Consider the following 25,958-nt stretch of genomic DNA (forward strand, 5'->3'; position numbering starts at 1 on the left):
GTCCGGGATCCATCGATCCGCGAGACAGAAAAGCGTCTCGATCGCTCGATCGACACGTTAGCGGCTATTGCGCCGGAACGTCAATACGCGACGGATACACGGCGATCGCTCGATCGACACGGCTGATAAGGTGGTTTCACGACGCAATAGGAGCGGAAGGGTGTGCCGTGGCGAGGAAGCGGTCTCTCGATGAGGGCCCGGTGCTGCGAGGGCGGATTCTGCGGTGCGCCAGCGTTATGTTCTACGAGCGCGGCTACGCCGGGACGTCCATTCGCGACATCGGTGAGGCCGTCGGAATCTCGTCCTCGACGATGTATCACCACTTCGCGAACAAGCAGGCTGTCCTGCACGCCATTATCACGAACTTCATGACAGATTTCGTCGCCGCAACTGTGCCCGTTTTGCACGATCGCACCCGCGATCCGCGACAGCGGCTGGCCGACGTGATCCGCATCCATATCGAGGTCAGCGACGAGCGACGACCCGAACTCCTGCTCGGCAATCCCATACGTTATGCGCTCGATCCTGACCAACGCACAGAAGGCATCGTCCTCCAACGTCGCTATCACGATGCCTTACTCGAGCTGATCGAAGAAGGGGCCGAGAGCGGCTGCTTCAGTGTGCGCAACCCGGCGATCACGACTATGGCAATCCTCGACATGTTGAACGGTGTCCGAGAATGGTTCGACCGAGCGGGAACCCTGGATCGGGACCGACTCATCGACGAGTACGTCGATCTGTCACTGAAAATGCTCGGCGCCTCCTGACCGACTCCCGCGACGGTAGGCCCGCCTCCCCCCAAGGTTCTGCCGCCCCCGAGGTCTTGCCGCCCCGAATGGCGGATGCGATCCACTTGCCACACTGGAGCAATCTCGCCGCGGGGGCGTTCTTCAGATGCATCACGCGACCGACTGGCCGTCCGATCGTCGAAATGTCCCTCAAACGCCACTCGCCGACGCGGCTCGGGTCACGGGCTCCTCAGCCGACCTGACTGCGCACCGACGCGGTACGGCCTTCACCGGAATCGACGGTGACGTCTTCGGTGTGAGGGAAGGCGGTCGTCCTCGACGGTTGACCGTCGATCCAGGTTCGGCGTCCAATCGCGACCGCCTCCCCTATGTCGATCCGATCGGTGTAGACCTCGGTCGCCGGATTGCTCGCGTCCTCGGACTGTCGGCGCACCAAAGCACCGGGCCCCACCCCGGTATGGGACACCGACTCCTTCTCACTCGTACCTTCGGGCGTCGCTCGCATCCTCATTTCGTCCCACTCGGCTGCAGGGCGACGGGAACCATTAGACGACGTTCAAGCGATGTTCGCCGCGGCGGCTGAGCACAACGACCGACTCGGCCGGACCTCGTGGAAGGACGAACCATCGCCCGGTCACCGGCTATCGGCGCTAACCATCCGCCCCGAACCGCGTGAACATCGCCGGATTCGTCCGCCTGGCCGCGGCCTGTTCAGCTTCAAGAAACTCGCCACATAAGACACGCTCTACGGCAGGGCGCAATGCAGCGGGTGCCCGGCTCTTCGAGATCGCTGCGGCAGTTCCTCTTCGGGACGTCTCAGGTGTGGAGTCCGTCGAGTTTGGTGAGGACTTGCAACATTACTTCGTCGGCGCCGCCGCCGATGGACGTCAGGGTCATGTCCCGGAGGAATCGGGCGGTCCAGGTCTCCTCCATGTAGCCGATGCCGCCGTGGTACTGGAGGCAGGTCGCTGCCACCTCGCGGGAGAGCCGGCCGATCTCGAGCTTGGCCACCGTCGCATAGCGGCTGGTGTCCTCGCCGCGCATGTAGGCCTCGGCACAGGCGTAGTTGTACTGCCGCAGCATGTCGAGGCGGGCGTACAGCTCTGCGAGCCGGAACGCGACATGCTGGTTGTCGATGAGAGCCTTGCCGAACGCGGTCCGCTGCTTGAGATAGTCGCGAGTTCGGTCCAGGGCCTGCTGCAGTCCCCCGACCCGGTCGTAAGCAGCGCTCATCCGCTCGTTCTGGAACTGGGTCATCTGCTGCTGGAAGCCCCGGCCGATCTCCCCGATGGTATTGGTGACGGGGACCCGCAGATCCGTGAACGTCAGCTCGGCGGTGTCGGAGGACCGCATCCCCAACTTGTCGAGCTTGCAGGAGACCGCGAAGCCCGGCAGGTCGGTCGGCACCACGATCTGGGAGAAACCCTTCGCACCGGGCTCGTCGGAGGTGCGGGCGAGCAAGCAGATCCAGTCCGCCTGGGTTCCGTTGGTGATGTATAGCTTCGACCCGTTGATCACCCATTCGTCGCCGTCACGCACTGCGCGGGTGCGTAGGCGTGCGACGTCCGATCCTGCGTCCGCTTCGGTCACGGCGATCGAGCACACTGCCGTGCCGGCGATTGCGGGCGCGAGATACGTTTGTTTGAGTTCTTCGCTCCCGAAGCGGTGCAGCGACGGGGTGGCCATATCGGTCTGGACTCCGATCGACATGGGGACGCCGCCGGCGTCGATTCGGCCGAGCTCTTCCCTCAGGATGACCGTGTACAGGTGATCGGCGTCCTGTCCGCCGTAGGCGCTGTCGTATTCGAGGCCCAGCAGACCGAGTGCGCCGAGCTTGGGGAACAGCTCGTGTGCCGGGAACCCGCCGTCGGCCTCCCACTTGTCGACGTTCGGCTGGATCTCTTTGTCCACGAACTGGCGAACCATCTTGCGGAACGCGATGTGCTCTTCGGTGAACATCACCATGTCGGTGATTCCTCTCTGTGGTGGTCTCTAATTCTCGGCCGAAGTCGCTTGCCCGCCCCGCTGCTGCTTGCCTCTGCCTGAGGGCTGTCACCCCAGCAGGTGGCCGGTGGAAGCTGGATGCTGTTCCACCGACCACCTGCTGCGCTTTACCTAGCTCTTCAGGCCGAGGCGCTCGCGGAGCCACCGCCCGGCGTTGGCAATGGTGGTGTCGGCTTCTTCGGATTTTCCGGCCATGAACAAGTAAACGTGCTGTTGGCCTCGCTGGATCTCCAACGTTACATCGACTCCCGCGGCCCGGGCCTTGTCGTGGAACCGTTCGGCGTTGTCCTGCAGAGTCTCCGCATCGCCCGCGCTGACGAAGACAGGCGGCAGCCCGGCCAGGTCGGCGTGTAGCGGGTTGGCGAGCGGTTCGGTTCGCGCGGTGTCGCCGAGATAGAGCGATGCCATCAACTCGCTGACCTCACGCGAGACCAGAGCCTCACTGTCGGCGTTGCTCTCCATTGTCTTGCCGAGGTTTTCCATGTCCAACCATGGAGAGAATCCCATGATGGCGGCAGGCAGCGGCTCGCCGAGCTCGCGCAGCTTCAGGACAGTAGTAATGGAAAGGTTCCCTCCCGCCGAGTCACCCGCGGTGACGGTGTTCTCCGGGCGGTAGCCATTTGCACGCAGCCACCGGTGCACCGCAATGAGGTCGTCGATCTGAGCGGGGAACGGGAACTCGGGGGCGAGCCGAAAGTTCGGGATGATTGCCCGGACACCGGCTGCTTTGGCGACATGCGCAGCAACCTTGCGGTGGCTGGCCGCGGAACCGGTCACGCAGCCACCGCCGTGGGCATAGACCAGAATGTGATCCTTACTGGCGCCGTTGGGTGTGGCGAGGATCGCTGGCACCCCCCCGGCGTCAACGTCCTCGTAGGTGACGTCAGTCGGTTCGGCGGCGAGCGACTCCAAGCTGTCGAGCATGTTGCGGAGCGTGGCAATGTCCATCTCCGGGTTGGCGGCCATGCGGGCGGATATCGCGGTGTAGCTTTCCTTGAGTGCGTCGGGAACGGTGGTGCTCATGCTGGTCTCCTACTGTGTGGTCAACGGTTATCTTGTGAAAGTGAATCCCGCATAGTCTTGTTCGACACAGGCTTGGCATTCCTGCCGATAGGCTCCGGCGCCAGCGAAGTAGAACAGGCACGCGTGCGGCTTGCCAGGGATGTTGTCACCGAGCCACCAGGCTCGCTTGCCCTTGACCAGAACTGTCGCGTTGACGATCTCATCGAGGTGCTTGCGCCACCGCTCGACCGCGTCAGGATCGGCCTCCATACGCTCGAACCCGTTGTCGTGCATGTGCTGCAGCGTGCTGCCGATCCACTCGACGATCCCCTCGGCGACGACAGGGATGTTGGCGAAGGGTGTCTGAGGTCCGCATACCATGAACATGTTGGGGAAACCGTCCACACCGATTCCGAGCTGAGTGCGTGGCCCGTGCTCCCACTTGGAGCGCAGCTCCACGCCATCTCGACCCCGAATGTCGATCTGGTTCAGCGTCCCGGTCACCGCGTCGAATCCGGTAGCGAAAATGATGATGTCAGCCTCGTACTTGTCGTCACCGACCTGAATCCCGTTCGGGGTGATGCGGGTGATCGGGGTCGTGCTCACATCCACCAGACGAACATTGTCGCGGTTGTAGGTCTCGTAGTAGTAGTGCCCGAGCGGGGGCCGCTTCCCGCCGACCGGATGATCGGTGGGGCAAAGCAATTCAGCGGTCGCCGGGTCCTCGACGATCATGCGGATCTTGTTTCGGACGAAGTCCGCGACGATCTTATTCGCTTCGTCGTCGACCAGGATGTCATCGAAGGTTTCGAAGATGAACCCGAACCCGCCGAGTTCCCAGCCGCGCTCGAGGATTCGTTGATGCTCTTCCGCAGTGACGTCGGCCCTGGTGCGGCCTGCCGGGTCCATGGGAAAGCCATAGAAGTGCTGGCGGGCCTGATTCCAGATCGCCTCGTAGTTGGCCTTGATCGCGCGGTCCTCAAAGTCGGTGAGGACATCATTGCGGGCGGGCAGTACCCAGTTGGGTGTGCGCTGGAAGACTGTGAGTTCAGCCGCCTCACGCGCCACCTGCGGAATGATCTGGACCGCCGTGGCGCCGGTACCGACGACGGCGACCCGCTTACCGGCGAAGTCGACGCCCTCTTCCGGCCACCGCGCGGTCTGGTACCACTGGCCCTCGAAGTCGGCGAGCCCGTCGAAGTCGGGCAGGTAAGGCTGCGACAGCGGTCCTGTGGCTGTGATGAAGTACCTGCAGGTGTAACTGTGCCCCCGGTCCGTAGTGACGGTCCAGGTGGTGCTGGCATCGTCGAACTGCGCTGACTGCACCTTCGTGTCGAATTCGACATCGCGCCGCAGATCGAACTGGTTAGCCACGTGCTCGAGATACGACAGAGTCTCGGGTTGGGCCGGGTATCGCTCATTCCACCGCCAGTTCTGCTGCAAGTCCTCGGAGAAGGAATAGGCGTAGACCCAGCTCTGGCTGTCCACGCGGGCTCCGGGGTAGCGGTTCCAGTACCAGGTGCCGCCGACGTCGGAGCCTGCTTCGATCACCCGTGCCGATAGGCCCAGCCCGCGTAGTTCCTGCAGCATCCGCAGTCCGCTGAACCCCGCGCCGACGACCACCGCATCGAAATCCGTCGACCTCGCGTGCGGCGAGTCTCGGTGCGTTTCGGTCTGTATGGACATTCTTGATCTCCGTTTCCGGCCCAGGCTCTCGACACGGGCACGCATGAGGTGGATGCCCCCGGGATCACATCAACCCCGCTCATCTATTTGGGGTGGCCGCTCACGGTGGGGCGTGTTATCGACGTTGCCCTCTGAGCACTGTGCGCGTCAACGACGAAAGGATTGTTGGGTGATAGGAAACCCAGATAGGGCGATATCCAGACGAGGGCTACCCGCGAGAGGTCTCGCGTTCGAGGATCAGATCGGGCCGGCTGCGAGGTCCTCTGACGAATTGGAGTAAAGACGATGTCCCTACGTCCGGAACTCGGCGGTGTCGCGCCACTGACCGTCAATCTCGTGCGACGGGTCTGCCTCGGTGACCTTCCCACCCGCGCAGCTCAGCAATTCCCACACCGGCCCGCAGTTGTCGACGGGGACGTGGTGCTGACCTACAGCGAACTCGAGGCGCGGTCGAACGCCGCCGCCGCCGGACTACTCGACCTCGGCCTGCAGAGGGGCGATGTGGTGGCGATGCTGATACCCAACTCCTGGGAGTTCCTGGTGACGTTTTTCGGCTGCGCGAAGATCGGTGTGGTGTGCATGCCGGTCAATCTTGGCCTGACGGCCGAGGGCGTAGCGTTCCAGTTCGACGACGCCCGCCCGAAGGTGGTTGTCGTCGAGGAGACGGTCGCGGCGCTGCTCGAGACGGCCCTTTCCGCGACCACGGCGTCGTCGGTGGAGCGCGTCGTGGTCGCACGTACGGGAACCCCTCGCGCCGAGTTCGCCGGCATCCCGGTGATGCCGTTCGCGGAGCTCATCAGTGCAACGGTCCCCGCTGTCGAGGTCATAGTCGAGGACCGTGACATCGCTCAGTGCTTGTACACGTCGGGAACCACCTCGCGACCCAAGGCCGTCCTGACCAGCCATGTCGCAGTGATGATGGCTGCGCTGAGCACATGCGTGCAATTTCGGCACGAGCGGGGCGACAATCACTCGGTTTTTCCCATCGTGCTGCCTCTGTTTCACGTAACTGCCCTGAACAGCCTGACATTGCCGGTGCTGCTTACGGGTGGGACCGTGGTGCTCCACCGTAGCTTCGATCCGAACGCGCTCCTGCGCGATCTCGCCACCAGACAAGTCACCCATTTGATGCTGCTGCCGATCATGTGGGGCCAGCTCGTGGACGCGGCGGGCAAGGGGGCGCCTGGGAGCGAGAACGTACGAATGGCGGTCTACGCCATGGCTCCGATGAGCCAACAGCGCCTGGACGATGTGCGGCAGGTGTTCCCGAACGCCGATGTCGTGCTCGGATCAGGCCAGACCGAATTCACCCCGCCGTCGGTGCTGCAGTGGCCGTCGCACCAGTGGGACAAGAACGCCTCGTGGGGCACCGCCGTCATCACCACCGACGTACGCATCATGGGACCGAACGGCGAGCTATTGCCGCGCGGGCAGGAAGGCGAGATCGTCTACCGCGGCCCGCAGGCGATGCAAGGCTACGGCAACAATGAGGCGGCCAATACGGCAGCGTTCACGCACGGATGGTTTCACAGCGGCGACGTCGGCTACCTCGACGACGAGGGTGTCCTCTGGTTCACCGACCGGATCAAAGACATCGTCAAGACCGGAGGCGAAAATGTGTCGTCCGTGGAGGTCGAACGTGCCCTGCTCGGACACCCGGACGTAGCCGACTGTGCGGTCGTCGGAATGCCGGACGAGCGGTGGGGCGAGAGCGTGACGGCAGTAGTGGTTCCGGTCCCGGGCCGGGCGATCGCCGACGAGGCGATTCGCTGCTTCGCGAAAGAGCACCTGGCCGGGTACAAGGTACCTAAACGTTTTATCGTGGTGAACGACCTGCCCAAGACCAGCACCGGCAAAATCCAGAAGCACCGTGTGCGCGCGCAGCTCGAGTCTCGCCGCAACACTCAGCCATAGACATCTGGCAGACTTCGTCGAGGTAACCGGAGATTGCAGGAAGGTGCGACACGTCTCGCTCGGACGCGTCGATGGACACGGGTCGGGTTGCCGGTGCCGATTGCGCTCGCATTTGCGCAAACCAAGGTTGAGAGCAGTCGCTGACTGCCAACGTCCGGATGTCGGCTCTCGAAAAAACCGCAGAGAATTCACACGGCTATGGAACGGCGTTCGGGGAAAACAATGACGGACGCGAGCGTGACACGACCCCGATATGTAGTTGGGATTTGCCAAGACCGCACGGTGACGCGGCGTCCATGTCGGTCGCTTGTGGACGCCGCCTGGTTGGTCCAGAGGACGTGTTGGCGGTGACGAGAGTGTCGATATCAACGTGTGGCCCAACCGATATACGTGGATTGGGTACCGCATGACGGCTGTTCGGCTGGAGCGGATCGCTGGTCTAACCTCGAGCGCGATCCGCACGCGCAGTTGCGGATTGCTCATGGGGTCGACGCGGATCACTCCCAGGCGCTGCCGTCACCACCCCATCGCCGTATGGACGTTTGCAGACAGAAGGTATCGCTGCTGGCGACCCACCTCCCACCCATTGCGGCCCTGTCCCTGACCAGTCGTCACCGAGGAGCAGTGGCAAAGGTGGAGTCCCCGCAATGCAGCGAGGAGACCGCCCCTGCCGCCGACGAGTTGACGACGACGATCAGTCATAGGGGGTGCAATGGTGCTCTGGACCGTCAGTCGTCGAGAATCGCCAGCGACCAGGACCACTCGGCCAGTTCACGGGCGATGGCGGTGTTCGCTAGCGCCGGACGCATAGGACGGGCATCGAACCCGGCCCAGCGTTCGTGTAGAGGCCGGTTGCCATGCTATCCGCGGGCCCGGGACGCCGGGCCGGCCTCGTTCCACCGGCGGCGCAGCTTCGCGCTCGTGGCGGTAGGGCCGGCGCCAGTGCCAGGCGGCCTCGATCAAGTCGTCGTGCGTGGCCGTTTCCGGACTTGGTGATCGATCCCTGTGAGCGGGACCTGCCCGAGGAGTGTTCCGTGGGCACCAGCCTCAAGTAGGCGCCGATCGAGCGTCCGGTGAGCCGCTGCCAGTCGCCGATCTCCACCGCCAGCCCGAACGCGGTCAGCGCCGCGCCCCCGCGCAGGTAGCCGAGCCGGGACACCACCGGGGTGTAGGCACTCGTCGCGGCCATTCGGGTGATTCCTCGTCGAGGCAGTCTCGCCGTTCGACCGCGGCGAGCATGGTGTCGTAGGCGGTGTCGTACGTTAGGTGGAACCCGGGTGCGTAGAAACTCTGCCGGCGCAGCCAGGTGTCGTGCACCATCGCCCACGCGTTGCCGCCGTAGTACACGATCCCTTGTCTCAGCGACAGTTTCGACATTCGGTGCGGGGCGCCATCAGATCCCACGACAGTCCTTGCGGGCACGCACCAGATCACGGGCAGCCTCCTGCTCCACGCCCGGTACGGTCACGGCCACCATCTGCCCGAGGTGCAACAGCCGGGCCAGATGCCGGGCATCGCGTGCATCTTCTCCGAACTAACAAATGATCTTGCAGTTTGAAGGTGGGTCGGCCGGGTTCGGCGAGGTCAGGGATGGTTCTGGTAGCGGGGTGGGTTCGTGATGGTGCGGCCGGCGGAGTCGGCGAAGCTGGGGATGCCCAACGTGACGGCGCTGTGGCGGCGGGCGGCGATCTGGTCCATCTCGGCGAGCTTGGCGCGGGCGCCGGCGAGGCTGACCTTCAGGCCCTCGGCCTCGCCGAACCAGCGGCGGGATTCGGCCTCCGCGATTCGGGCGAGGAGGTTGTCACGGATCTGCTCGAGGCGGGGCCTGGCGGCGGGGTCCGGGCGCAGGAGCGGACAGCGCAGGCAGCTGTGCTCGTGGACGCAGGGGGTGTCGTAGGAGCGGCCGCAGTCGCCGACGGCGACCTTGCGTCGTTCGAAGTGGCCGACGAACTGCGCCCATTCCTCATCGGTCGGGGTGCGGTATTCCTCGCTGGGGCGCAGCGCGCGGCGGCGGGCGATGAACGCTCGATGACCGTTGATCACCTCTTCGGGGTAGACGGCCTTGTATCCCATGGTGGTGTTGATGTCGCGGTGTCCGGCGACGAGTTGGGCGATGTGCGGCGGCATCCCGTGTGTGATCGCGTCGGTGATGAACAGTCGGCGGAAGTCGTGGAAGGTGTAGCGCAGCGGACGGTCACTGGCGTCTTTGACGCCGATCGCGGTCAGCGCATGGTCGAGGTATTTACGTAGCGCCCTCTCCGACACCGCGCGGTTCTCGAGTCGTCGGCGCCATTGGAACAGCAGCGGCATGGGTGGGTTGTAGACACGTTCGTTCTTGTCGTAGGAGACCACCAGCGGCACGTGTGGCTGACCGGCGCGGATCCTGGCGATGATCGCGGACAGCACGTCGGCGAGGTCGGGTGAGATCACCAGAAGCCTCTCGGTGTCGGTCTTCGACGGGGTGATCTGCAGCAACGGAATCAGCTCACCGGTGGCCGGCAGCCGGTATTGGATCAGGCTGTGGTGGGACAGTTCGGTCAGTTCCTCAATTCGAATTCCGGTGTGACGCAATACTTCCACCACGGCCCAGGTCCAGAACCCGCGGTGTTCTTCGAAACTGAGGTCGCGGCGTGGTCCGCTGTCGGGGTCTTCGGCCCAGATCCGCCCGGTGGTTTCGATCTTCATCTGCGACCGGCGCAGGGTCACCCCGGCGGCGGTGAACAACTCACCGGGCTCGGCGCGTTCGGCGGCGGCGAGCAACTCGGCGGTGTCGGCGCGTTCGGCCGCCACCCAGGAGACCAGCGCTGGCAGCACCGGGAGCCGTTCGCGGGTGCGGGCGTCCATGCGGGACTTGCGCCTCGACCGGTCCTTCTTGTGGGAGACGTCGCTGGCGCTGACCGGGCAGCGCACCGCCCATGGCCCCCACCGGGCCGGGTCCTCGTCGGCCCACTCGGCGATGTCGAGGTAGAAGGCGCGCACGGCGGTGAGCACGCTGCGCCCGTCCAGTCGCGGCGAGGCGACGACGACCCGGTCACCGTCGGGGGTGGTTCTGGTGCGGGTTCGGGTGAGCACGCGTTGCTTCCAGGCCGCGGCGACGTCGCGAGGCAGCGTGAGCGAGTCGATGCCCGGGTGGTGGGCCTGTAGATCGGCCCAGAACAGTTTGCCGAGCAGGTAGGCCAGTCGTTGCAGCGAGGAGAAGTCCACCGACGGCTGACGTTCGCGCAGATAGTCGACCAGCACGTCCCGCACCGGCCGGCAGTCGATCCGGTAGCGGTCGATCAGCTGCTCACAGCTCGGCTGCCCGCGGCCGGAGAACATCTCGATCGCGGCGGGCGCATCTTCGCTCAGGGCACCGTGCGTGCGCAGCAGCTGGTAGAACAGCGGGCTGTGGGCGTGGACCTCGGAGGTGGCGCGCACGGAGGCGGCGACGTCGAGAAGCTCGACGCAGTCGCCGACGCGCACCGCATCGATCTGGCCGCCCTTGGCGGACATGATGATCGCGATCCGGGTCAGTGCCTGCTGTCCGCTCTGCAATCCGACCCGGCCATCCGTGCACGACTGGGTGAGTGCGGCGAAGGCGTGCGGGTCCCGGGTGCGGGCCATCTCGGCGGCGAGGTTGCGGCGCGCCGGCGCGAAGCGCAGCAGCCACTGCTGGCTGGGCCGGATCACATCGGCGCAGATCAGCACCAGCAGCCCGGGGCTCAGGTGCGGCAGCGGCTTCGCGCGATTGACCTCGGGGGTGACCAGCTCCCGCCAGTCCGGCTGGTCTTCCGCGCCGCTGGCCCGCCACCGCTGCTGCCAGCTGTCCCCGGACTGGGTCTGCAGCCAGCTCAGCACCGCCAGGATCCCCAGTCGCCGAGTCTGCTGACTGTTCGGGTTGTCCAATGCCCACGGCGCGGACAGGACCCGGCCGAGTACCTCGGCTCGGCTCGCCTCGGTCGCCGGCCACGACGCGGTGACCGGCCGGGGCGGGAACGACGCGAGCAGTTGCGCCCCGGTCGGATTCGCCGGGCCGGTCGCCGCAGGCGCGGTATCGGTGGCTCCGGTCAACAGCACCTGTGAGTCGGCGTTGGTCACGACTCGTCCTTACCGAACAAGATCTGCAGACTCTCGGCGCGGTATTCCGTCGCCGGCGGCGCGGCCGGGTCGCCATCGCGTTGTCGGGCATGGAAGGCCAGCAGGCCGGCGATCACGTCCTCGGTCACCGGATTCAGATAACGCTGTGTGGTGGACAGGTTGGCGTGGCCCATCACCCACTGCACGTCGGTCAGCGGCATCTGCGGGTCGCGAGCCATCCGATATGCGGCGGTGTGGCGAAGATCGTGCAGCGACCAGTTCGACCCCAGCGCAGCGTTGGCGCGGGTGAACATCGCCCGTGCCGCGTCGTAACGCAGCGCCCGGAACGGGCGCCGCAGCGTCCACCACAACGGCTCGTCCCTGCCGGCCGGCACCAGACCGGCCAGCTGCGCCTGATACAGCCGAAGCCACACGAACGCATCCGGTGCGGCGGGCAACGGTTGCAACACCCGAGTTCCCTTCCGGATCACGGTGATCAACTGTTGTCCCGGGTCGACATCGGCGACCGTGGCGCCCAACAACTCCGAGGCCCGCGCCCCGGTCGAGACCCAGAACGCGACCAGTGCCCGGTCACGGTGCGAACCCAGCTGTGCGAACAGCTCGTCGAACCGGGCGTCCGGGATGCAGCGCGGCGCCCGCGTCACGACCTTCGGCCGATACCGGCCGCTGCGTTGCCCTGCGAACGGATCCATCGGGTTGTGGTGCGCATGAGTCCGACCTGCGCGGCGCTGCCGAGACAATGGGAACGGATTGACCATCGGCCCAGTGCACGCCTCCAGATGGAAGTCGTAGAAGCCGCGCAACACGCTCTCACAGTGCGCAACCGTCGCCGCCTCGTACCGGTCACCGCGAACAGCCTTGCCGGTCACCGCATTCGACCCCGATGCGGTCCGCTGCCCACCCGACTGCGGGGCATCGCCGTCGGGATAACGCCAATGCCGACGGTGCGGCTTGACCGCGACCTGCAACCAGCGGCAAAAATCACGTGCCTCGATCCGAGTCGCCTGATCCCAGCCCACCCCGAGCGCCCACAAGAAGCGGAACCAGCGCAACAGATCCATCCCATACGAACGCTGCGTCGTCGCCGGACGCCCGCACGCCGCCAACTCGGCGAAGAACGCCGCGACCGGCACGACCACCGCGCCATCGCCGTCAACGAGCCGATACGGCTCGAACAGATCTCCTGTCGCCTCGAGCGACCCCAGCAGCGGCACCACCAGCCCGGACAACTCCCGCGGCACATCCCCGTCGTCGGTCATGAGAAGCGAACCTAGCGAGCCCAGTCGAACCCCGCACGCACCTTCCAAAAGACCGGCCCGATAGTTCGGTCAACAAGTCGGTCTCTGACCCGGTCTCCGGATGGTTTCTGCAGTTTCGACGGTGCCGCGACCAGACACTCGATGTTCACCGCGGTCAGCGATCTGGCCAGCCCGAATCCGGCCGGCCGAGCCTCATAGGTCACCGCCACCGGAGCCGGTAGCGACCTGATCCAACACAAGATTTCGCCGTGGTCCGGTGTCAATCTCCGCTCGGACAGCTCACCGGTCTGCCCGTCGAGACCGCACGCGACCACCGATCGTGCGAACACATCCAATCCGATACTCTTGATCACTGAGGCCTGCCACATCTTGTGGCTCCTACCGGCCAGAACCCCGTTCCTGTCAGCAACCCACGTTCTCATGTGAGGGGCCTCAGTCCAGCCCCTCATATCGTCTAAGGTGCTACTGGGGTTGTGGCCGAATGCATTTGGTTACCTTCGTCGACAAACAATTTTGGTCCTCTCGGCGAACGCGACCACGGCGTAGCAGGGCCGCACCGACGTCACGCTCCAACCGACGGATGATCTGCGATAACCGTGGGCTGTGCGACTTAGGGCCTCCGCACTGCGAAACGGTGACTACGTTCTTCGGCAGCGGCAACGAGAATCCACAACTGATGAACATCGATGGTCATCGCAACGCCGTCGTCGGCACCTAGCCGGTGTCTATGCCTTGGGTGGCAAAGTGACCGATTCCCATGAGACGACGAACAAGTCGAGTTGACAAGAAAATCGATTTCGAGCGCTCATCCGCAACCCGATTCAGTGAGACGAGTTTCCTATAGCCCGGAGAGGAAAGTGAGGGCTGTCACAATCCTTCGACCGCCATAGCATCGTTGTATCAACCGCGACAACGACAGTGAGGTCACTGATGGGTCGAATGAATGGAAAAGTCGCTTTAATTACGGGTGCTGGGCGGGGACAGGGCCGAGCGCACGCGATTCGGCTCGCCGAGGAGGGCGCCGACATCATCGCCCTCGACTGCCCGAGCCAGGGCGCAATTCCCCACCCGTTGGCGACCGAGGACGATCTCAACGAGACCGTGAACTTGGTCGAGAAACTCGGCCGCCGCATCCTGGGCGTCGTGGGAGATGTTCGGTCTCAGGCCGATCTCGACTCGGCAGTCGAATCCGGCTTGACCGAGTTCGGCGGGATCGACGTTGTGGTGGCCAACGCGGGGGCATGGAGTGTCGGCCCGTTCTGGGAGATTCCCGAGGAGCAATGGAGGGACGTTGTCGACATCGATCTGCTCGGTGTGATGCGCACCTTGAAGGCAGTAACGCCGCACATGATTGAACGCGGTGCCGGTTCCATGATCGTCATCGCGTCGGTGAACGGCCGAGAGGCGGGGACGAACTATGCGCACTACGTCAGCGCCAAACACGGCGCCCTCGGCCTGATGAAGGCTGTGGCTCTCGAACTTGGTCCGCATGGCATCCGTTGCAACGCGGTGCTGCCCGGTGTGGTCAGGACGGCGATTCTGGACTGGCAGGGCGGCTGGGACCTGATGGCTGGTGGTTCTGGACTGGGCACCAGGGACAGCATGGAGTCCGGCGGCAAGGCGTATGCCCTACTGAAGGACGTTGGAATGCTTCCTCCAGAGGCGACCAGCGAGGGTGTGCTCTGGCTGGCCTCCGACGAGTCGCGCTATGTCTCAGGCCACGAGCTGGTGATTGATGGTGGGCATATGCTTCTTCCTGGGCTGAATATGGCCAACATCGCCGCAGCCGCCGCCGAGCAGAGCTGACGCCTAACAGGAACGGTTGTGTTGGTGCGGGCTCGTCGCTACTGACGAGCCCGCACCGGTGAACGGTGGCTGTGACAGGTCCCCGATAATCGGGCCGGACACCACAAATGCATCGGGGCGGACCGCTAACTGCTCTGTCCCCCGCTCTCGATTGGTCGGAGCAGTCCGGCTCGACCGGTATCCGGTGCTCAGGCTGGTAGAATCCATTGGTGCCGAACGTCTTCCGTCTTTCAACGTCTTCGTGTCGGGCGGGCGAACGTTCCGTGGACTCACCGACCTCGGCCGCGGAATCTCCACGGCTCCGTCTTCGGCAGTTTCCACCGCTGTGTCGCGTACGCACCGGTATCAGTCAGTACACTCTGCTGGCAAACGGCGGCCGCCTCGGTGTGGTCCGGTGGCCCGCCACTGCTGAAAAGGCGATCAACGAGGACATCGACGACGAGTCGGTCGGTGGTGCGGAGATGCACGACCGGGCGTGCGGCCTGACAGACCGGCCTCGCCGCAAAGGAACGCGACGCGCTGCGCCTCAGCTGGCGGGGATCATCGAGTCGACTCGACAGGAACACCGGTCGGTCCGCCGATATTGATGCCGCGAGGACAGTGGGGCCGCGGTGAACTACTTGTGGGCATGCTCGCGCCTTTGCTGGGGGCGTGAGATCACTCTGGAACGTGATCGCGAGCTTCTCATCGGTGATCGACATCCGATCCGATCACGCCAACGTATCCGGCGTGCAGCTCACCACCCGCGACCTCGGGATCGCAGGAGCCGGCGACGCGAGAAGGTGCTCAATTGGGCCCAGGGAGCTGCCCCGATCCCGCGCTGACGGGCGGCTGCGATCGACGTGTCCTTGTCGATGACGGCCGCGCGATTCCACGTGGTCGAGTCATCGAGTTTCGGCGACAAGAAAAATTCACGGAGGGGCTCGTGGGCCTGTCCATGCTCATCGAGCAACAGCAGATGACCTTCGTCTGGGACTACTAGGAGCCGCGCCCACTTGATTCGTTGGGCAAGCAGGTAGCTATTGGCCGGTGGCACAAGTGGATCGTCATCACCGGTGACGACCAAGGTGGGGACTGCAATCTCACCCAGCCAGGGCAAACTGGACCACGTGGTCAGGGTGGCGATCTGGCAGTAGTAGGCGAGTAGCTTCGGTCGCTGAGCGAGCCGATAGAAACTCTGTTGTGCTCGAAACGCAGCACTGGTGCGCGCCTGACCGCCCGCGAGGTCGCCAACTGTGCTCTCGTAGACGCTCCGCGAAAGATAGCGGAGTGGGTTGTAGGCGAGCGCGATGCTTTTGGGTTCTCCTAGCACACTTCCCCAGCCGGGAAGTGTTGCGGTCAAGACAAGGCGACGGACTCGGTCCGGATAGCGATAGGCAAGCTGCTGTGCGACCGCTCCCCCAAATGAATAGCCCAAAACGTCGACTTGTGGCAGCGCTAGTTGATCGAGGAGTTCCGCCAGAACGTCCGCGAGTCGCTTGATAGAGGGTGGCGGATACTTCGAGGGTGAACGGCCGACACCCGGCGAATCGTACGAAATTAGCCGCATTCCAGTTAAGTTCCGCTCGACGGCATCCCACATGGAGGTGTGCGCGCCCAGTCCGTTGATCAGAAGGACTGGAGGTCCGTCACCAGCCTGCCGGACGTTGAGTCGCAAACCGGCAACATGATGGATACGACTTTCGCCGGGTCTCATGCTAGTTCACTTTCGCCGATAGTTGTGAGCGCTTCCCAGGATTGGTCGACGAGCTGGGCAAGCACAACGATGTCGAACAGCGTGCCATCGTCTGCGCGTACTTGATCTCGTAGTAGCGCCTCAGGAGTGAAGCCGAGTCCGCGGAACAAATCGATGGTGCCTTGTTGTGCCGCCCCGACCTCTACAGTAATTTTTCGGTATCCAGCACGGACGGCAGCGATGAGCGCCGTCTGTGCGAGCTCGCGCCCTATCCCGCGCCTGCGCCTATCTGTGCCCACGAGGAGCCTGAGTTCGGCTACATGGTCGCTCCGCCCGATCCCCGGTGCGATGGAGGCGACCGCGTCGATACGGTCATCGTCGCCCACATAAGCAAGCCGAACAATTCGGCCAGCTCCCAGCCAAGTATCGACTACCTCTTGATTCGCCAAGTCTTCTTTCAGAAAGCGTGCGTCTTGCTCCGGTATCGATCGGAAGAAGTCACGCAGTGCGACGGCATCTTCCGGCTCAAGGTGACGAACTGGCATCTCTTAGCTCTCCCTTACCTCGCTGTGCTCGATGAGCCACGCAAGAATCTTTGGCAGCACTACCTTCCGCGCGCCGCGCCCAATCACCAGACTGATATGGCCGGCATCAAGTTTCAGCATCTCGAAATCCGACGAACCTACGAGCGCACCCATCGGCTGCGCTGCGGCGAGAGGAACGATCTCGTCGCGTGTCGCAACGATGCTCAGCACCGGGCATCTGATCGATTCGAGGGTTGCGGGTCGACCTGCTACGCGCAATGTCCCGTTCACGAAGGAATTTTGACGTATCCAGCTTTCCACAACTTGCCGTGCTACGCCTCCGGGCAGCGGAATATGATCACTTGTCCACCTTGCGATCGCTTGGTGGCCTTCGACGTATGTGTCGTCGAACAGATTTTCCAACAAGTTGGCATACTGGGCGGCAGCAGCAGTCGGTTTGCGGACCCGAAAAGCAGCTTCTATCAGGTTCGGTGAGATGCATCCGGTTTCACCATCGATGAACGCTTCCAAATCTTGATTCGGGTCGCGCAAAACACCGAACTGTGCCGGCATCTGGCTGAAGTCGACCGCCGTCGCCATCGTGATGAGGTTGCGAATGGGGAGCTTCGGTTGCGACGCCGCAGCCAACAGTGCGAGGTTACCGCCCATGCAGTACCCGAGAACAGTCAGATCCGTAGCACCTGAGGCTCGCAGAACAGCGCGGACCGCACGGGGGAGATACCGGCAGACGTACGTCTCCAGTGTATTGTCCGCGTCACCCGGACCCGGTGTACCCCAATCCAAGACGAATACATCGAATCCTTCGTCGCGAAGATTCCGGACAAAACTGACTTTCTCATGCAGATCAAAGATTGAGCTGCGGGAGACCAGGCCGATGAAGAGAAGTAGGGGCGGCGATATGGACACCTTGTCGCTATGGTATCGCCACAGCTTGACATCACCCTGCTGCCAGACAATATCTTTCGGTGTCGAGTGCGGCGTGGTCCAGTCGCCGCCAATCAGATACTTTATTCCGTTACGGGCACGAACGGCGTTTCGCTCGATTTCCCGCTGTATGCGATTAATCGTTCCGGTGCTCGGTTGACTCACCGAAACCCTCCATCCTCAGATCCTGAAGCAATTGTTCGACTTCCTCAACGTTGCGCTGCAGTCGCGATATCTGAGCCGAAAGTAGACGGATATCCTGGATCGACGGCAGAGCGGCGACATGAACCAACGCAGACCGCACGTCCGCGACACGCCGCCTACCCCACATTGATGCGCGACTCGCCGCCACGAGTAGTTCGGCGGCTTCCGGGGCGCCGAGGGCTCGTTCTACGGGTCGTGCGATCGCCTGCTCTATGGAGTCGAAAGCGCGGCGAGCGGGATGTTCACTCATCGACGCGGCCTTCTTGTCGGGAAAGGCGATTCCGGCCGACCACCGTGACCTCGCCAGGCGAGTTGTGCATCGAGGTCTTCCTATCGTTGTGAAATCAGCTACGACAACAACGATACGGCGCTATTTTGCTCAGCGGTACGACGCACAGCCGCTCCGGTGAGACGATTTTCGTATCACGGCAGTACCAATGGATCTCGCCACCGTCGACACAGCGCATCGGGGACGAAAGCGCTGCTGTTCTCGGACAGATGTCTCAGTCCTTGGTCTTTCGCGCACGAAACCAGCGACTCACTTTGTCTGGTGTTGGACGCTGCAGCGTCGTCGTCGGGTTCTCGCCAGTCACATTGGCCGCTGGTTCGAGCTAACAGCATATTTACCGGGAAAGCTCGCAGAGATCGCCGCCAGGAACGCGATCGATCATGAGTCGGCTGGTTTCCTGGGCGCAGTCTGCGAAGGCGCGAATCTCCGGCCTTAGCTCCTCCGGGTTAAATGCAACAGCGATTTCAGATGGGGTGGCATCGCTCAGCGGAATAGCTTTGAGCGATGGGTCTTCAAGCCCCATACGCCAGGCACTCCCCGCAATCGGCATGAGAACATCATCGAACATCAGGGTAAATTTCAGTTCGGCGATTGTCACCGCTGGTGTGCTGCGGGTCTGTCCGGGTTCCTGACGAAGATCGTTCAGGAGCCAGAAATCGACCCACTTGCGAGGAACGTTGACCATATCGATCATGGGTTCGTAGAGGATGTCGTCGACGGATAAGTTGCTTGCATCCGCGAGTGGGTGACTCTTACTCATGCAGACCAGCCGGGGTTCGCGGAAGAGCGGCAGAACGGTAAGGCGATCTTCGGAGCACGGTGGGCGCACAAGTGCGATGTCAACGTCGCCATCCCTCAGTCCGCTGAACTGCTCCTCGAAAGTACACTCATGGATTTTGATCGGTACGCCAGGATATGCGTTCTTGAACGCCCTTATGATGGGCACGGTCAGTTCCGCGGCGGCAATCTGTCCAGCCATAAGGCCGACGACTAAAGGACGCGCTACCGCAGTGTCTCGGACCATCTGGACCGCGTGATCGAATTTGCTGATGAGATGCCGCGCCTGATCGAGAAGGACGATGCCAGCCGGGGTCAGCTCAACACCGCGGTGAGAGCGTTCGAGGAGGTCCACGCCGATCTCTCGCTCCAACCTACGAATGACCTGCGAAACCTGGGGTTGGGCGGTGAAGCACTTTTGAGCCGCGCGACGAATGCTTCCTTCTTCAGCTACGGCTACGAACATCTTCATGTGCCGTACGTCCATGTCCATCTTCGTGCACTCCTGACTGTCTGGACGACCGTGGCGCCAGCGACAACCACCCCTTCCTTGTGATCTATCTTACAGACGTCCTGCTCATGTCAAGCTTCAGGTGTGCCGACCGCCAGTCGGGCCGGTTGCTTAACCGACAGATGCGGAAGACCCCGCTTCCGCTCGTAGCCGGCCAGTTTCTCGAACCTCGGTCGGTACCGTCCCGTCGACGGTCCCTCAGTCGCCGACTGCCACGGCAGTGTGCCTCACGCCTACGCCATCCATCCAGCAGCCGCCGTCCCATCCCAGCAGCCCCGCCGTCCGTGACGAACGAGGACACATCGCCTTCCACGCTCGCATGTTTCACGCGACGGTGGCTGCAACCCGCTGCCCGAGGGATAGCCCCACAAGGCCGAAGAGCACCGTTTCGACTTCTTGCCCCGTGCTGGTGATCGACCGATACGAAAATCGCAGCACGTGAGAGCGATCACCTGCCTACCGGCAGTGTGACTCACGGCATAGCGTCTCTGTGCAGGTGCTAACACCTGCTCGTATTGACATCCCGAGGACGACTCAGCGTGAGGACTGGAAAGAAGAACAAACTCATGGCAAGCACCCACAGTGCCGTGCCGAGAACCCCCTACCATTCGGTGACTGACCGAACGGCCGCGAGTCCGTGAATGGGTCTTGTTGCCCTGCGACCCATGCTCGAAGAACTCGCCACGCAATCAAAAGAACCAGTGGCTGCTGAAACAAGGATCGAGGCCGATCGAATCGCTACTGCTGGTGACCCCGCCGGCGGCAATCTTGCAATCAGTACAGTGCTGAAGCGCCGCGAAACCCAATAGCCCCTCCCGGCCGCGATGGTGGGCCTCGTAAATCAACTCCAGGCCGACCTCGCTCGATTGCCGCAGCTGCTGCTGATCGCCGGCGGCTCCGAGAGGCTGCTCAACGACTCCCAGCTGCTCGCTTACCGAGCCGTTGCCGCAGGAGTCGAAGTCGAATCCATACATACTCAGAACAACAGCACGTTTCACACTCATGGCGGGCAGAGCCGTAGAGGCGGACACGGCCACTTCCGAGGCCGGGACGTGACTCCGATCGCGTTTTGGGCTCAGCTGAATTATCGATACCAGGAAAGCCCTCCCGCAGTACGTTCATGCAAACAAACACAAGGAGACGAAAGTGTCGGTTCATACCCAGGTTGCTTCTGGAAAGACAGATGGTCGAAACGAAGAGTTCGATGCAGTCGTCGTCGGGGCGGGCATCGGAGGAATGCGAATGCTCCACGAGCTTCGGCAACTAGGTCTCTCGGTCAAGGTTCTCGAAGCTGCACCGGAGGTGGGCGGGACCTGGTTCTGGAACCGCTACCCCGGGGCGCGCACAGACAGCGAGAGCTGGGTATACGCGTACTCGTTTTCAAAGGAACTGCAGGATGAGTGGGATTGGTCTGAGCGATTCGCATCTCAGCCTGAGGCGCTCGCTTATCTGAAGTATGTTGCCGATAAGTTCGACATGCGCAAAGACATCCTTTTCAACACACGCGTCAACTCCGCGATCTATGATGAACAGTCCAATAAATGGACTATCACCACCGAGCAAGGTGGAACATACACCTGCAGGTACTTCATCCCCGCCTCGGGACTGTTGTCGCTACCATACAAGCCGGACTTTGCAGGTCTCGACAACTTCAAGGGAGAATGGTATGTAACCGGAAATTGGCCGGAGGAAAAGGTCGATTTCACCGGGAAAAGGGTCGCGGTTATCGGAACTGGCGCAACTGCTGTACAGGTCATTCCAATTGTGGCCCTCACGGCCGAGCAACTGACTGTTTTCCAGCGTACGCCGAATTACGTGATGCCAGGTCGAAATTACGTCTTGACGGAGGACGAGCGCCAGTCCATTCGCGCAAACTCGGACACCATTTGGGCGATGGCACGCGAACACTTCTTCGGATTCGCCATGGCTCCTGCAGGACGTGTAATGACCGATTACACATCGGAGGAACAGCAGAAGATCCTTGAAGGAGGCTGGGAAGCCGGTGGGTTCCGGTTCATCTTCGAGACGTTCGATGACCTCCTGGTTAACGACGAATCGAATGCAGTCGCCTCCGAATTCGTGCGGAACAAGATTCGCGCGATCGTCAACGACCCTGCAACCGCAGAGATGCTCTGCCCGAAAGATTATCCACTGGCGGGAAAGCGGCCTCCGCTCGGCCACTTCTATTATGAGACATTCAACCGCGACAATGTATCGCTCGTTGACGTCAGCAACAACCCAATCACCGAGATCTCAAAAAACGGGGTCCGCGTTGGGAACGACGAGTACGAAGCTGACGTGATCATCTTCGCCACCGGGTTCGACGCAGGAACGGGCGCACTGACCCATATGAACGTGCAAGGAAGGGGTGGCGTGACCCTGAAGGAAAAGTGGGAGCACGGACCGAGGACACACCTCGGCATTGGTGTCGATGCCTTCCCGAACATGTTCATGATTTCTGGTCCACAAACGCCATTCGCCAACATTCCAGTAGTCATCGAAGGTGCCGTAGAGTGGATCGGCCAGGCGATCAAGTCCCTCCGAGAAAACGGTCTCGACCGGATTGAGGCGACACCCGACGCGACGGAAGCGTGGAATGACCATATAGCGCAGATCGTCAATGCGACCGTCCTGTCCAAAGGTAAGCGTTCGTGGTTCTTCGGCGACAACGTGCCAGGCAAGGCACATGCATCCCTCTTCTACTTCGGTGGCGCAGGCGCATACAGAAAAGAGTGCCTGACATCTGCCGAGAACAACTACGACGGATTCGTCGTGGCTTGAACCAAACCGGCGACGGTCAGGAATATGAGCACTTCCTGACCGTCGCCGGGCGGAGCCCGTGACATCCCAGCGCACTTGCGTAGTCAAGAGTTCGATGATTCCGCCGAGCGCATGGCGAACTAATGAGTTCGCACAGTTTCCGCGCTCTTGTAGTCTGTTCCTACCTCGCGCCCGAGCCAAGAAGAGGCGCGACACCTCACGGAAGACGACCACCGGTGTGGGCGACACACGCAACGACGTAACGTCGTCGTTCTCACTGCACCTTCGCTGTACGCGTCCACCACATAGCCGGACACAGCTGTGGCGGTCGCGCTCACTGCGCTGCCTGAACGTGTACTTACAGTGCGGTTTGCACTCGGGCGCCATAGGACTCGCACGAAGTAATTCCCCACCGCCACGACCGATGTCGTCGGTGTCTTCAGGCCCGGATCGACGAGTGTCGCTCGCGGCAAAGAACCTGACTCGAAGCGCGAGGACGGCAGCAACAGCCACACCATGTGATCCCACGTTGGAGGGCGCTCGCGTTCCCCGAGCTGCCAGCGGCGCCCTCAGCACTTGCCGTGCGCAACGCAAGGACAAGCGGGAAGCAACCCAACCACAAATCGAGATCAAGAACCGTAACGGAAGGCATGGAATGACCACAGAAGTATTTTCGGACCGCCGATCTGAACTAGTAGTGTTGCGGCGGTGGGCCATACCCACGCTAGCGATCCTGCTGATCGTTCTCAGTCTGCCGTGGTTTACCTGGCAATTTTTGCCGGCGCAGCCATCCAATCAAATTCCGGAAATGCATCTCACATTCGGCGACATCCGTGGTGCAGCCGGAAATAGCACGTCGCCTTTGACGCGCATCTATTTTGAGTGGGGCATGTGGATATTGATCATTCCCGCATCGGTTTTGGCGCTGGCGGCGACCAAGTATTCCTCGAAACTAGTCGGCGTTATGGCGACGTGTGCCGCTGGTCTCGTACTCGTAGTCACGGTACTCGCGTTCAAAGGCGTCCTGTCGTGGTCAGCCTTTCTTGCGACTGTCCCCAATCTGCGTCTGGGCGGGTTCATGTTCCTCATCGGGCTTGTACTTCTACTGGTGCACGGTGTCGCATCCGTTCGGTCACGTGACTGGGCAGAGCAACACAGGGACTGAGTGGTCTCCGATGCGGCCACATATGCAGCGGCCGGCAATCGACAGCCCGTGGTGCACGTAAACGCGCGAGGGATCATGCACTCACCTGCAGCCTGGTCGCTGCGAGGTATGTACATCCCGCACTCGACGTTCCAAACATATGAGGAAGCGAACAACGTATGAGAGCCCTGAAGCTGGTCAGCCCTGGACGGATAGAACTCCAGGAAGTTCCGATCCCCGAAATCGGCGCTGACGAAGTGCTCGTCAAAGTTGCTGGTGCCGGGCTGTGCCAATCCGACTTGCACATACTTGAAATGGGCGAATCGTGGCCCTTCTTCGGCGGCACGATGGGCCACGAGACCGCGGGCTATGTCGAGCGTGTGGGGTCGCACGTGACGGGATACAAGATCGGAGACGCAGTGCTTGTAAGCGTTATCTGGGGCTGTGGCCAATGTCGCGCCTGCACCGTGGGGCGTGACAACGTCTGCGCGACAAACGGAAGTCGCACGCGATTTCCTACTACGCCGGGCATCGGACCAGATGGCGGCATGGCCGAATACATGAAGGTCAAAGCTCGGCACGTGGAGATGATCGGCGACCTCGACCCGGCGTCCGCAGCGCCTTTGGCGGACGCCGGCGTCACGCCGATGCACGCAATCAACAATGTCAGGGACCGGCTTACACCGGACGCGACTGCCGTAGTCATCGGCGTGGGCGGGTTGGGTCATATGGCAATTCAAATCATCGCGGCCACGGCCGGATCGCGGGTAATCGCGGTTGACGCTGACGAGAGCCGACTCATATCCGCCGGGATGATCGGTGCCGACTTAGCCCTTCGAAACGACGAAACCACCGTCTCACGGATCCTCGACGAAACACAAAGCTATGGCGTCGAGGTCGTGCTGGACTTCGTGGGAACGCAGGACACCGTCGATCTGACGACGCGAATTATTGCCCCAGATGGCGCAATTCAACTCATCGGGTTGGGTGGAGGTACGCTTGTGTACCCGACAGGTACCGACGGCCCAACCCTGCCCTGGGGAGTTCGGCTCCAACGTTCCTATGGCGGCACCCGCGTCGATCAACTTGAAGTCATCGCACTTGCCCAGCAGGGAAAAGTGAACGTGCACACGGTTCCATATCCTCTTACTGACGCCGCACGAGCCTTTGACGACCTCGCCCATGGGCGCGTAGCGGGCCGTGCAGTCCTGATTCCCTGACCACTGCGCGAAGGAGTCGTCGTGCGAACCGTTGTTCTGGGAATCGATATCGTTGCGCGGAGAGGCGATACAGAGTATGGCCAGAACGACTACGCTGCATAGTTTTTCGCGTCCTGCCGTCCTTCGTCTCCGAGACGCGGAAGGACGGGGCTTGATGCGCTCGTTGACATGCACCGGGCACTGCGCAGCTCGAACCCGAGGTGGACGACGTCCGCGTGGCGTTCGAGGACAGCGGCTTGTTGCTTCCGGTGACCCGATGGCTGGCTGCACTCGCTTTCCTTTGTCGGTTGCACCGCCGTGAGCCTCGGGGAGGGCTTGCCGAAGTTTAGCCGTTTCTACGACCAACTCCCGCGCCTGCTGCCCTGCCGTCGTCCTTGCCGTACGGTTCACTCGACGAGGCCGTTGACTGAACCGGGTGGTGTTTCGATATCAAGCCTTGATGCGTTACAAAGTCAGCACCCGTGCTCGCTACTGCCGCCTACGGCAACGTCACCTGCTTCATCAGAGCGGGGAACTCCATGTTCGGACGAGCCCATCGATCGGTGGCCGTCGATGCCGGTCTTACTCGCCCCTATACTTCGCCTTACCTGGCCCGTCATCTATGAAGGACTGGAAGCCGCTCTTCCGGTCCTTCGTGTCGAGGATTTCCACGAAGAGGCCTTCCTCGATTCGCAATCCTGTTGCGAGATCGACTTGCATTCCGAGGTCGATAGCCCGTTTGGAAGCAGAAATTGCCAGAGAAGCCCCGTCGCTGAACTGTCCCGCCCACGCGAGAGCGGCGTCGAAGACCTCATCAGGCGCGACTACTTCGTCGACAAGTCCGAGGTCGAATGCTTCGCTGGCGCCGATGACCCGACCGGTGAATATGAGATCCTTGGCCTTGGATGGGCCGATTAACCGAGCCAATCGCTGGGTGCCTCCGCCCCCTGGCATGATCCCGAGTCTGGTCTCTGGGAGCCCGAGCTTCGCATCCTTCGCGGCAATTCTTCGGTCCGCCCCAAGTGCTAACTCGAGTCCGCCACCGACTGCGAGCCCGGTGATTGCCATGATGGTCGGCTTCACAATGTCCGCGATGGCACCGAGGTCGCTCTGCAGTCGTCGGGCATCCGCACGAAGGTCGGCCGAGCTCATGGAGTGCATCTCCTTGATGTCGGCACCGGCAGCAAGGGTCTTCGGACCTCCGTACACCACTACGGCGTTGATATCGGCGCGCCGGTTCGTCTCCTCGGCAGCGGCGGCGATCTCCATCTGCACCTGTCGACTAAGCGGATTGAGCGGCGGGCGCTCGATCCGGATGATTCCGACGCCGACATGGTCGGCGGTTGTCTCGAGTTGTACGAATTGAGCCATCTGTTTCCTTACGTCGCAAATCGATGTCAGCCGTTGTACGCACGTCACACCGATCCGACACC

At 62.3% G+C, this 25,958-nt stretch carries 18 protein-coding genes and 2 pseudogenes; 6 read left to right on the forward strand and 14 right to left on the reverse strand.

Features of this window, described 5'->3' with window-relative positions; translation table 11 throughout:
* The first annotated feature begins 167 nt into the window (after nt 1-167).
* Nucleotides 168-767, forward strand: a complete 600-nt coding sequence (locus tag ACH49N_RS04630) for a TetR/AcrR family transcriptional regulator (protein WP_358276090.1) — start codon at nt 168-170, stop codon at nt 765-767.
* A gap of 211 nt (nt 768-978) precedes the next feature.
* Here ACH49N_RS04630 and ACH49N_RS04635 read toward each other — a convergent pair whose 3' ends face one another.
* The 4 genes from ACH49N_RS04635 to ACH49N_RS04650 all read right to left on the reverse strand — a co-directional run bounded on the left by ACH49N_RS04635 (nt 979) and on the right by ACH49N_RS04650 (nt 5,441).
* Entirely contained in the window at nt 979-1,254 is a 276-nt protein-coding gene (locus ACH49N_RS04635) for a hypothetical protein (RefSeq protein ID WP_358276092.1), read from the reverse strand.
* A 311-nt stretch (nt 1,255-1,565) separates the two neighbouring features.
* Nucleotides 1,566-2,711 carry an acyl-CoA dehydrogenase family protein gene (locus ACH49N_RS04640; RefSeq protein WP_358276199.1) on the reverse strand — a complete coding sequence of 382 codons (1,146 nt, stop codon included), beginning with the start codon at nt 2,709-2,711 and terminating at the stop codon, nt 1,566-1,568.
* 153 nt (nt 2,712-2,864) lie between these two features.
* Nucleotides 2,865-3,776, reverse strand: a complete 912-nt coding sequence (locus ACH49N_RS04645) for an alpha/beta hydrolase (RefSeq protein ID WP_358276094.1) — start codon at nt 3,774-3,776, stop codon at nt 2,865-2,867.
* 27 nt (nt 3,777-3,803) lie between these two features.
* Nucleotides 3,804-5,441, reverse strand: coding sequence for an NAD(P)/FAD-dependent oxidoreductase (locus ACH49N_RS04650; protein ID WP_358276096.1), 1,638 nt, complete (start codon nt 5,439-5,441; stop codon nt 3,804-3,806).
* Nucleotides 5,442-5,726: 285 nt separating this feature from the next.
* Here ACH49N_RS04650 and ACH49N_RS04655 point away from each other — a divergent pair, with 285 nt between their 5' ends.
* Nucleotides 5,727-7,355, forward strand: a complete 1,629-nt coding sequence (locus ACH49N_RS04655) for an AMP-binding protein (RefSeq protein ID WP_358276098.1) — start codon at nt 5,727-5,729, stop codon at nt 7,353-7,355.
* 728 nt (nt 7,356-8,083) lie between these two features.
* On the opposite strand, the pseudogene ACH49N_RS04660 reads toward ACH49N_RS04655, so the two are convergent.
* The 4 genes and pseudogenes from ACH49N_RS04660 to ACH49N_RS04675 all read right to left on the reverse strand — a co-directional run.
* Nucleotides 8,084-8,880, reverse strand: a pseudogene (locus ACH49N_RS04660) (transposase); the annotation flags it as partial.
* A 59-nt stretch (nt 8,881-8,939) separates the two neighbouring features.
* Entirely contained in the window at nt 8,940-11,432 is a 2,493-nt protein-coding gene (locus ACH49N_RS04665) for a site-specific integrase (RefSeq protein WP_358276100.1), read from the reverse strand.
* A complete protein-coding gene (locus ACH49N_RS04670) occupies nt 11,429-12,691 on the reverse strand; it encodes a site-specific integrase (protein ID WP_358276102.1) in 1,263 nt (420 codons plus the stop codon). Before ACH49N_RS04670 ends, ACH49N_RS04665 begins: the two co-directional genes overlap by 4 nt.
* A gap of 83 nt (nt 12,692-12,774) precedes the next feature.
* A pseudogene (locus tag ACH49N_RS04675) lies at nt 12,775-13,059 on the reverse strand (IS110 family transposase); the annotation flags it as partial.
* Nucleotides 13,060-13,621: 562 nt separating this feature from the next.
* On the opposite strand from ACH49N_RS04675, the gene ACH49N_RS04680 reads away from it, so the two are divergent.
* The gene (locus ACH49N_RS04680) at nt 13,622-14,497 is read left to right on the forward strand and encodes a mycofactocin-coupled SDR family oxidoreductase (RefSeq protein ID WP_358276104.1); all 876 of its coding nucleotides are present in this window, start codon (nt 13,622-13,624) and stop codon (nt 14,495-14,497) included.
* 736 nt (nt 14,498-15,233) lie between these two features.
* Here the strand turns inward: ACH49N_RS04680 and ACH49N_RS04685 are convergent.
* The 5 genes from ACH49N_RS04685 to ACH49N_RS04705 all read right to left on the reverse strand — a co-directional run bounded on the left by ACH49N_RS04685 (nt 15,234) and on the right by ACH49N_RS04705 (nt 20,396).
* Entirely contained in the window at nt 15,234-16,193 is a 960-nt protein-coding gene (locus ACH49N_RS04685; RefSeq protein WP_358276106.1) for an alpha/beta hydrolase, read from the reverse strand.
* Entirely contained in the window at nt 16,190-16,717 is a 528-nt protein-coding gene (locus ACH49N_RS04690) for a GNAT family N-acetyltransferase (RefSeq protein ID WP_358276108.1), read from the reverse strand. Before ACH49N_RS04690 ends, ACH49N_RS04685 begins: the two co-directional genes overlap by 4 nt.
* A gap of 3 nt (nt 16,718-16,720) precedes the next feature.
* Entirely contained in the window at nt 16,721-17,806 is a 1,086-nt protein-coding gene (locus ACH49N_RS04695) for an alpha/beta fold hydrolase (protein ID WP_358276110.1), read from the reverse strand.
* Between the two features lie 662 nt (nt 17,807-18,468).
* On the reverse strand, nt 18,469-19,404 hold the full coding sequence (locus ACH49N_RS04700; RefSeq protein WP_358276112.1) for a LysR family transcriptional regulator: 936 nt from the start codon (nt 19,402-19,404) through the stop codon (nt 18,469-18,471).
* A gap of 707 nt (nt 19,405-20,111) precedes the next feature.
* A complete protein-coding gene (locus ACH49N_RS04705; protein WP_358276114.1) occupies nt 20,112-20,396 on the reverse strand; it encodes a hypothetical protein in 285 nt (94 codons plus the stop codon).
* Nucleotides 20,397-20,568: 172 nt separating this feature from the next.
* Between ACH49N_RS04705 and ACH49N_RS04710 the strand changes: the two genes are divergently transcribed.
* The 3 genes from ACH49N_RS04710 (at nt 20,569) to ACH49N_RS04720 (ending at nt 24,546) form a co-directional block, all read left to right on the forward strand.
* The gene (locus ACH49N_RS04710; protein ID WP_358276115.1) at nt 20,569-22,203 is read left to right on the forward strand and encodes an NAD(P)/FAD-dependent oxidoreductase; all 1,635 of its coding nucleotides are present in this window, start codon (nt 20,569-20,571) and stop codon (nt 22,201-22,203) included.
* A gap of 634 nt (nt 22,204-22,837) precedes the next feature.
* The gene (locus ACH49N_RS04715) at nt 22,838-23,347 is read left to right on the forward strand and encodes a hypothetical protein (protein WP_358276117.1); all 510 of its coding nucleotides are present in this window, start codon (nt 22,838-22,840) and stop codon (nt 23,345-23,347) included.
* 158 nt (nt 23,348-23,505) lie between these two features.
* Complete coding sequence (locus ACH49N_RS04720; RefSeq protein WP_358276118.1) at nt 23,506-24,546, forward strand: NAD(P)-dependent alcohol dehydrogenase; 1,041 nt, start codon at nt 23,506-23,508, stop codon at nt 24,544-24,546.
* Between the two features lie 561 nt (nt 24,547-25,107).
* On the opposite strand, the gene ACH49N_RS04725 is transcribed toward ACH49N_RS04720, so the two are convergent.
* Nucleotides 25,108-25,896, reverse strand: a complete 789-nt coding sequence (locus tag ACH49N_RS04725) for an enoyl-CoA hydratase-related protein (protein WP_358276120.1) — start codon at nt 25,894-25,896, stop codon at nt 25,108-25,110.
* Nucleotides 25,897-25,958 lie beyond the last annotated feature (62 nt).

The sequence above is a fragment of the Rhodococcus sp. NPDC019647 genome (assembly GCF_044389235.1).
GTDB lineage: Bacteria > Actinomycetota > Actinomycetes > Mycobacteriales > Mycobacteriaceae > Rhodococcus_F > Rhodococcus_F oxybenzonivorans.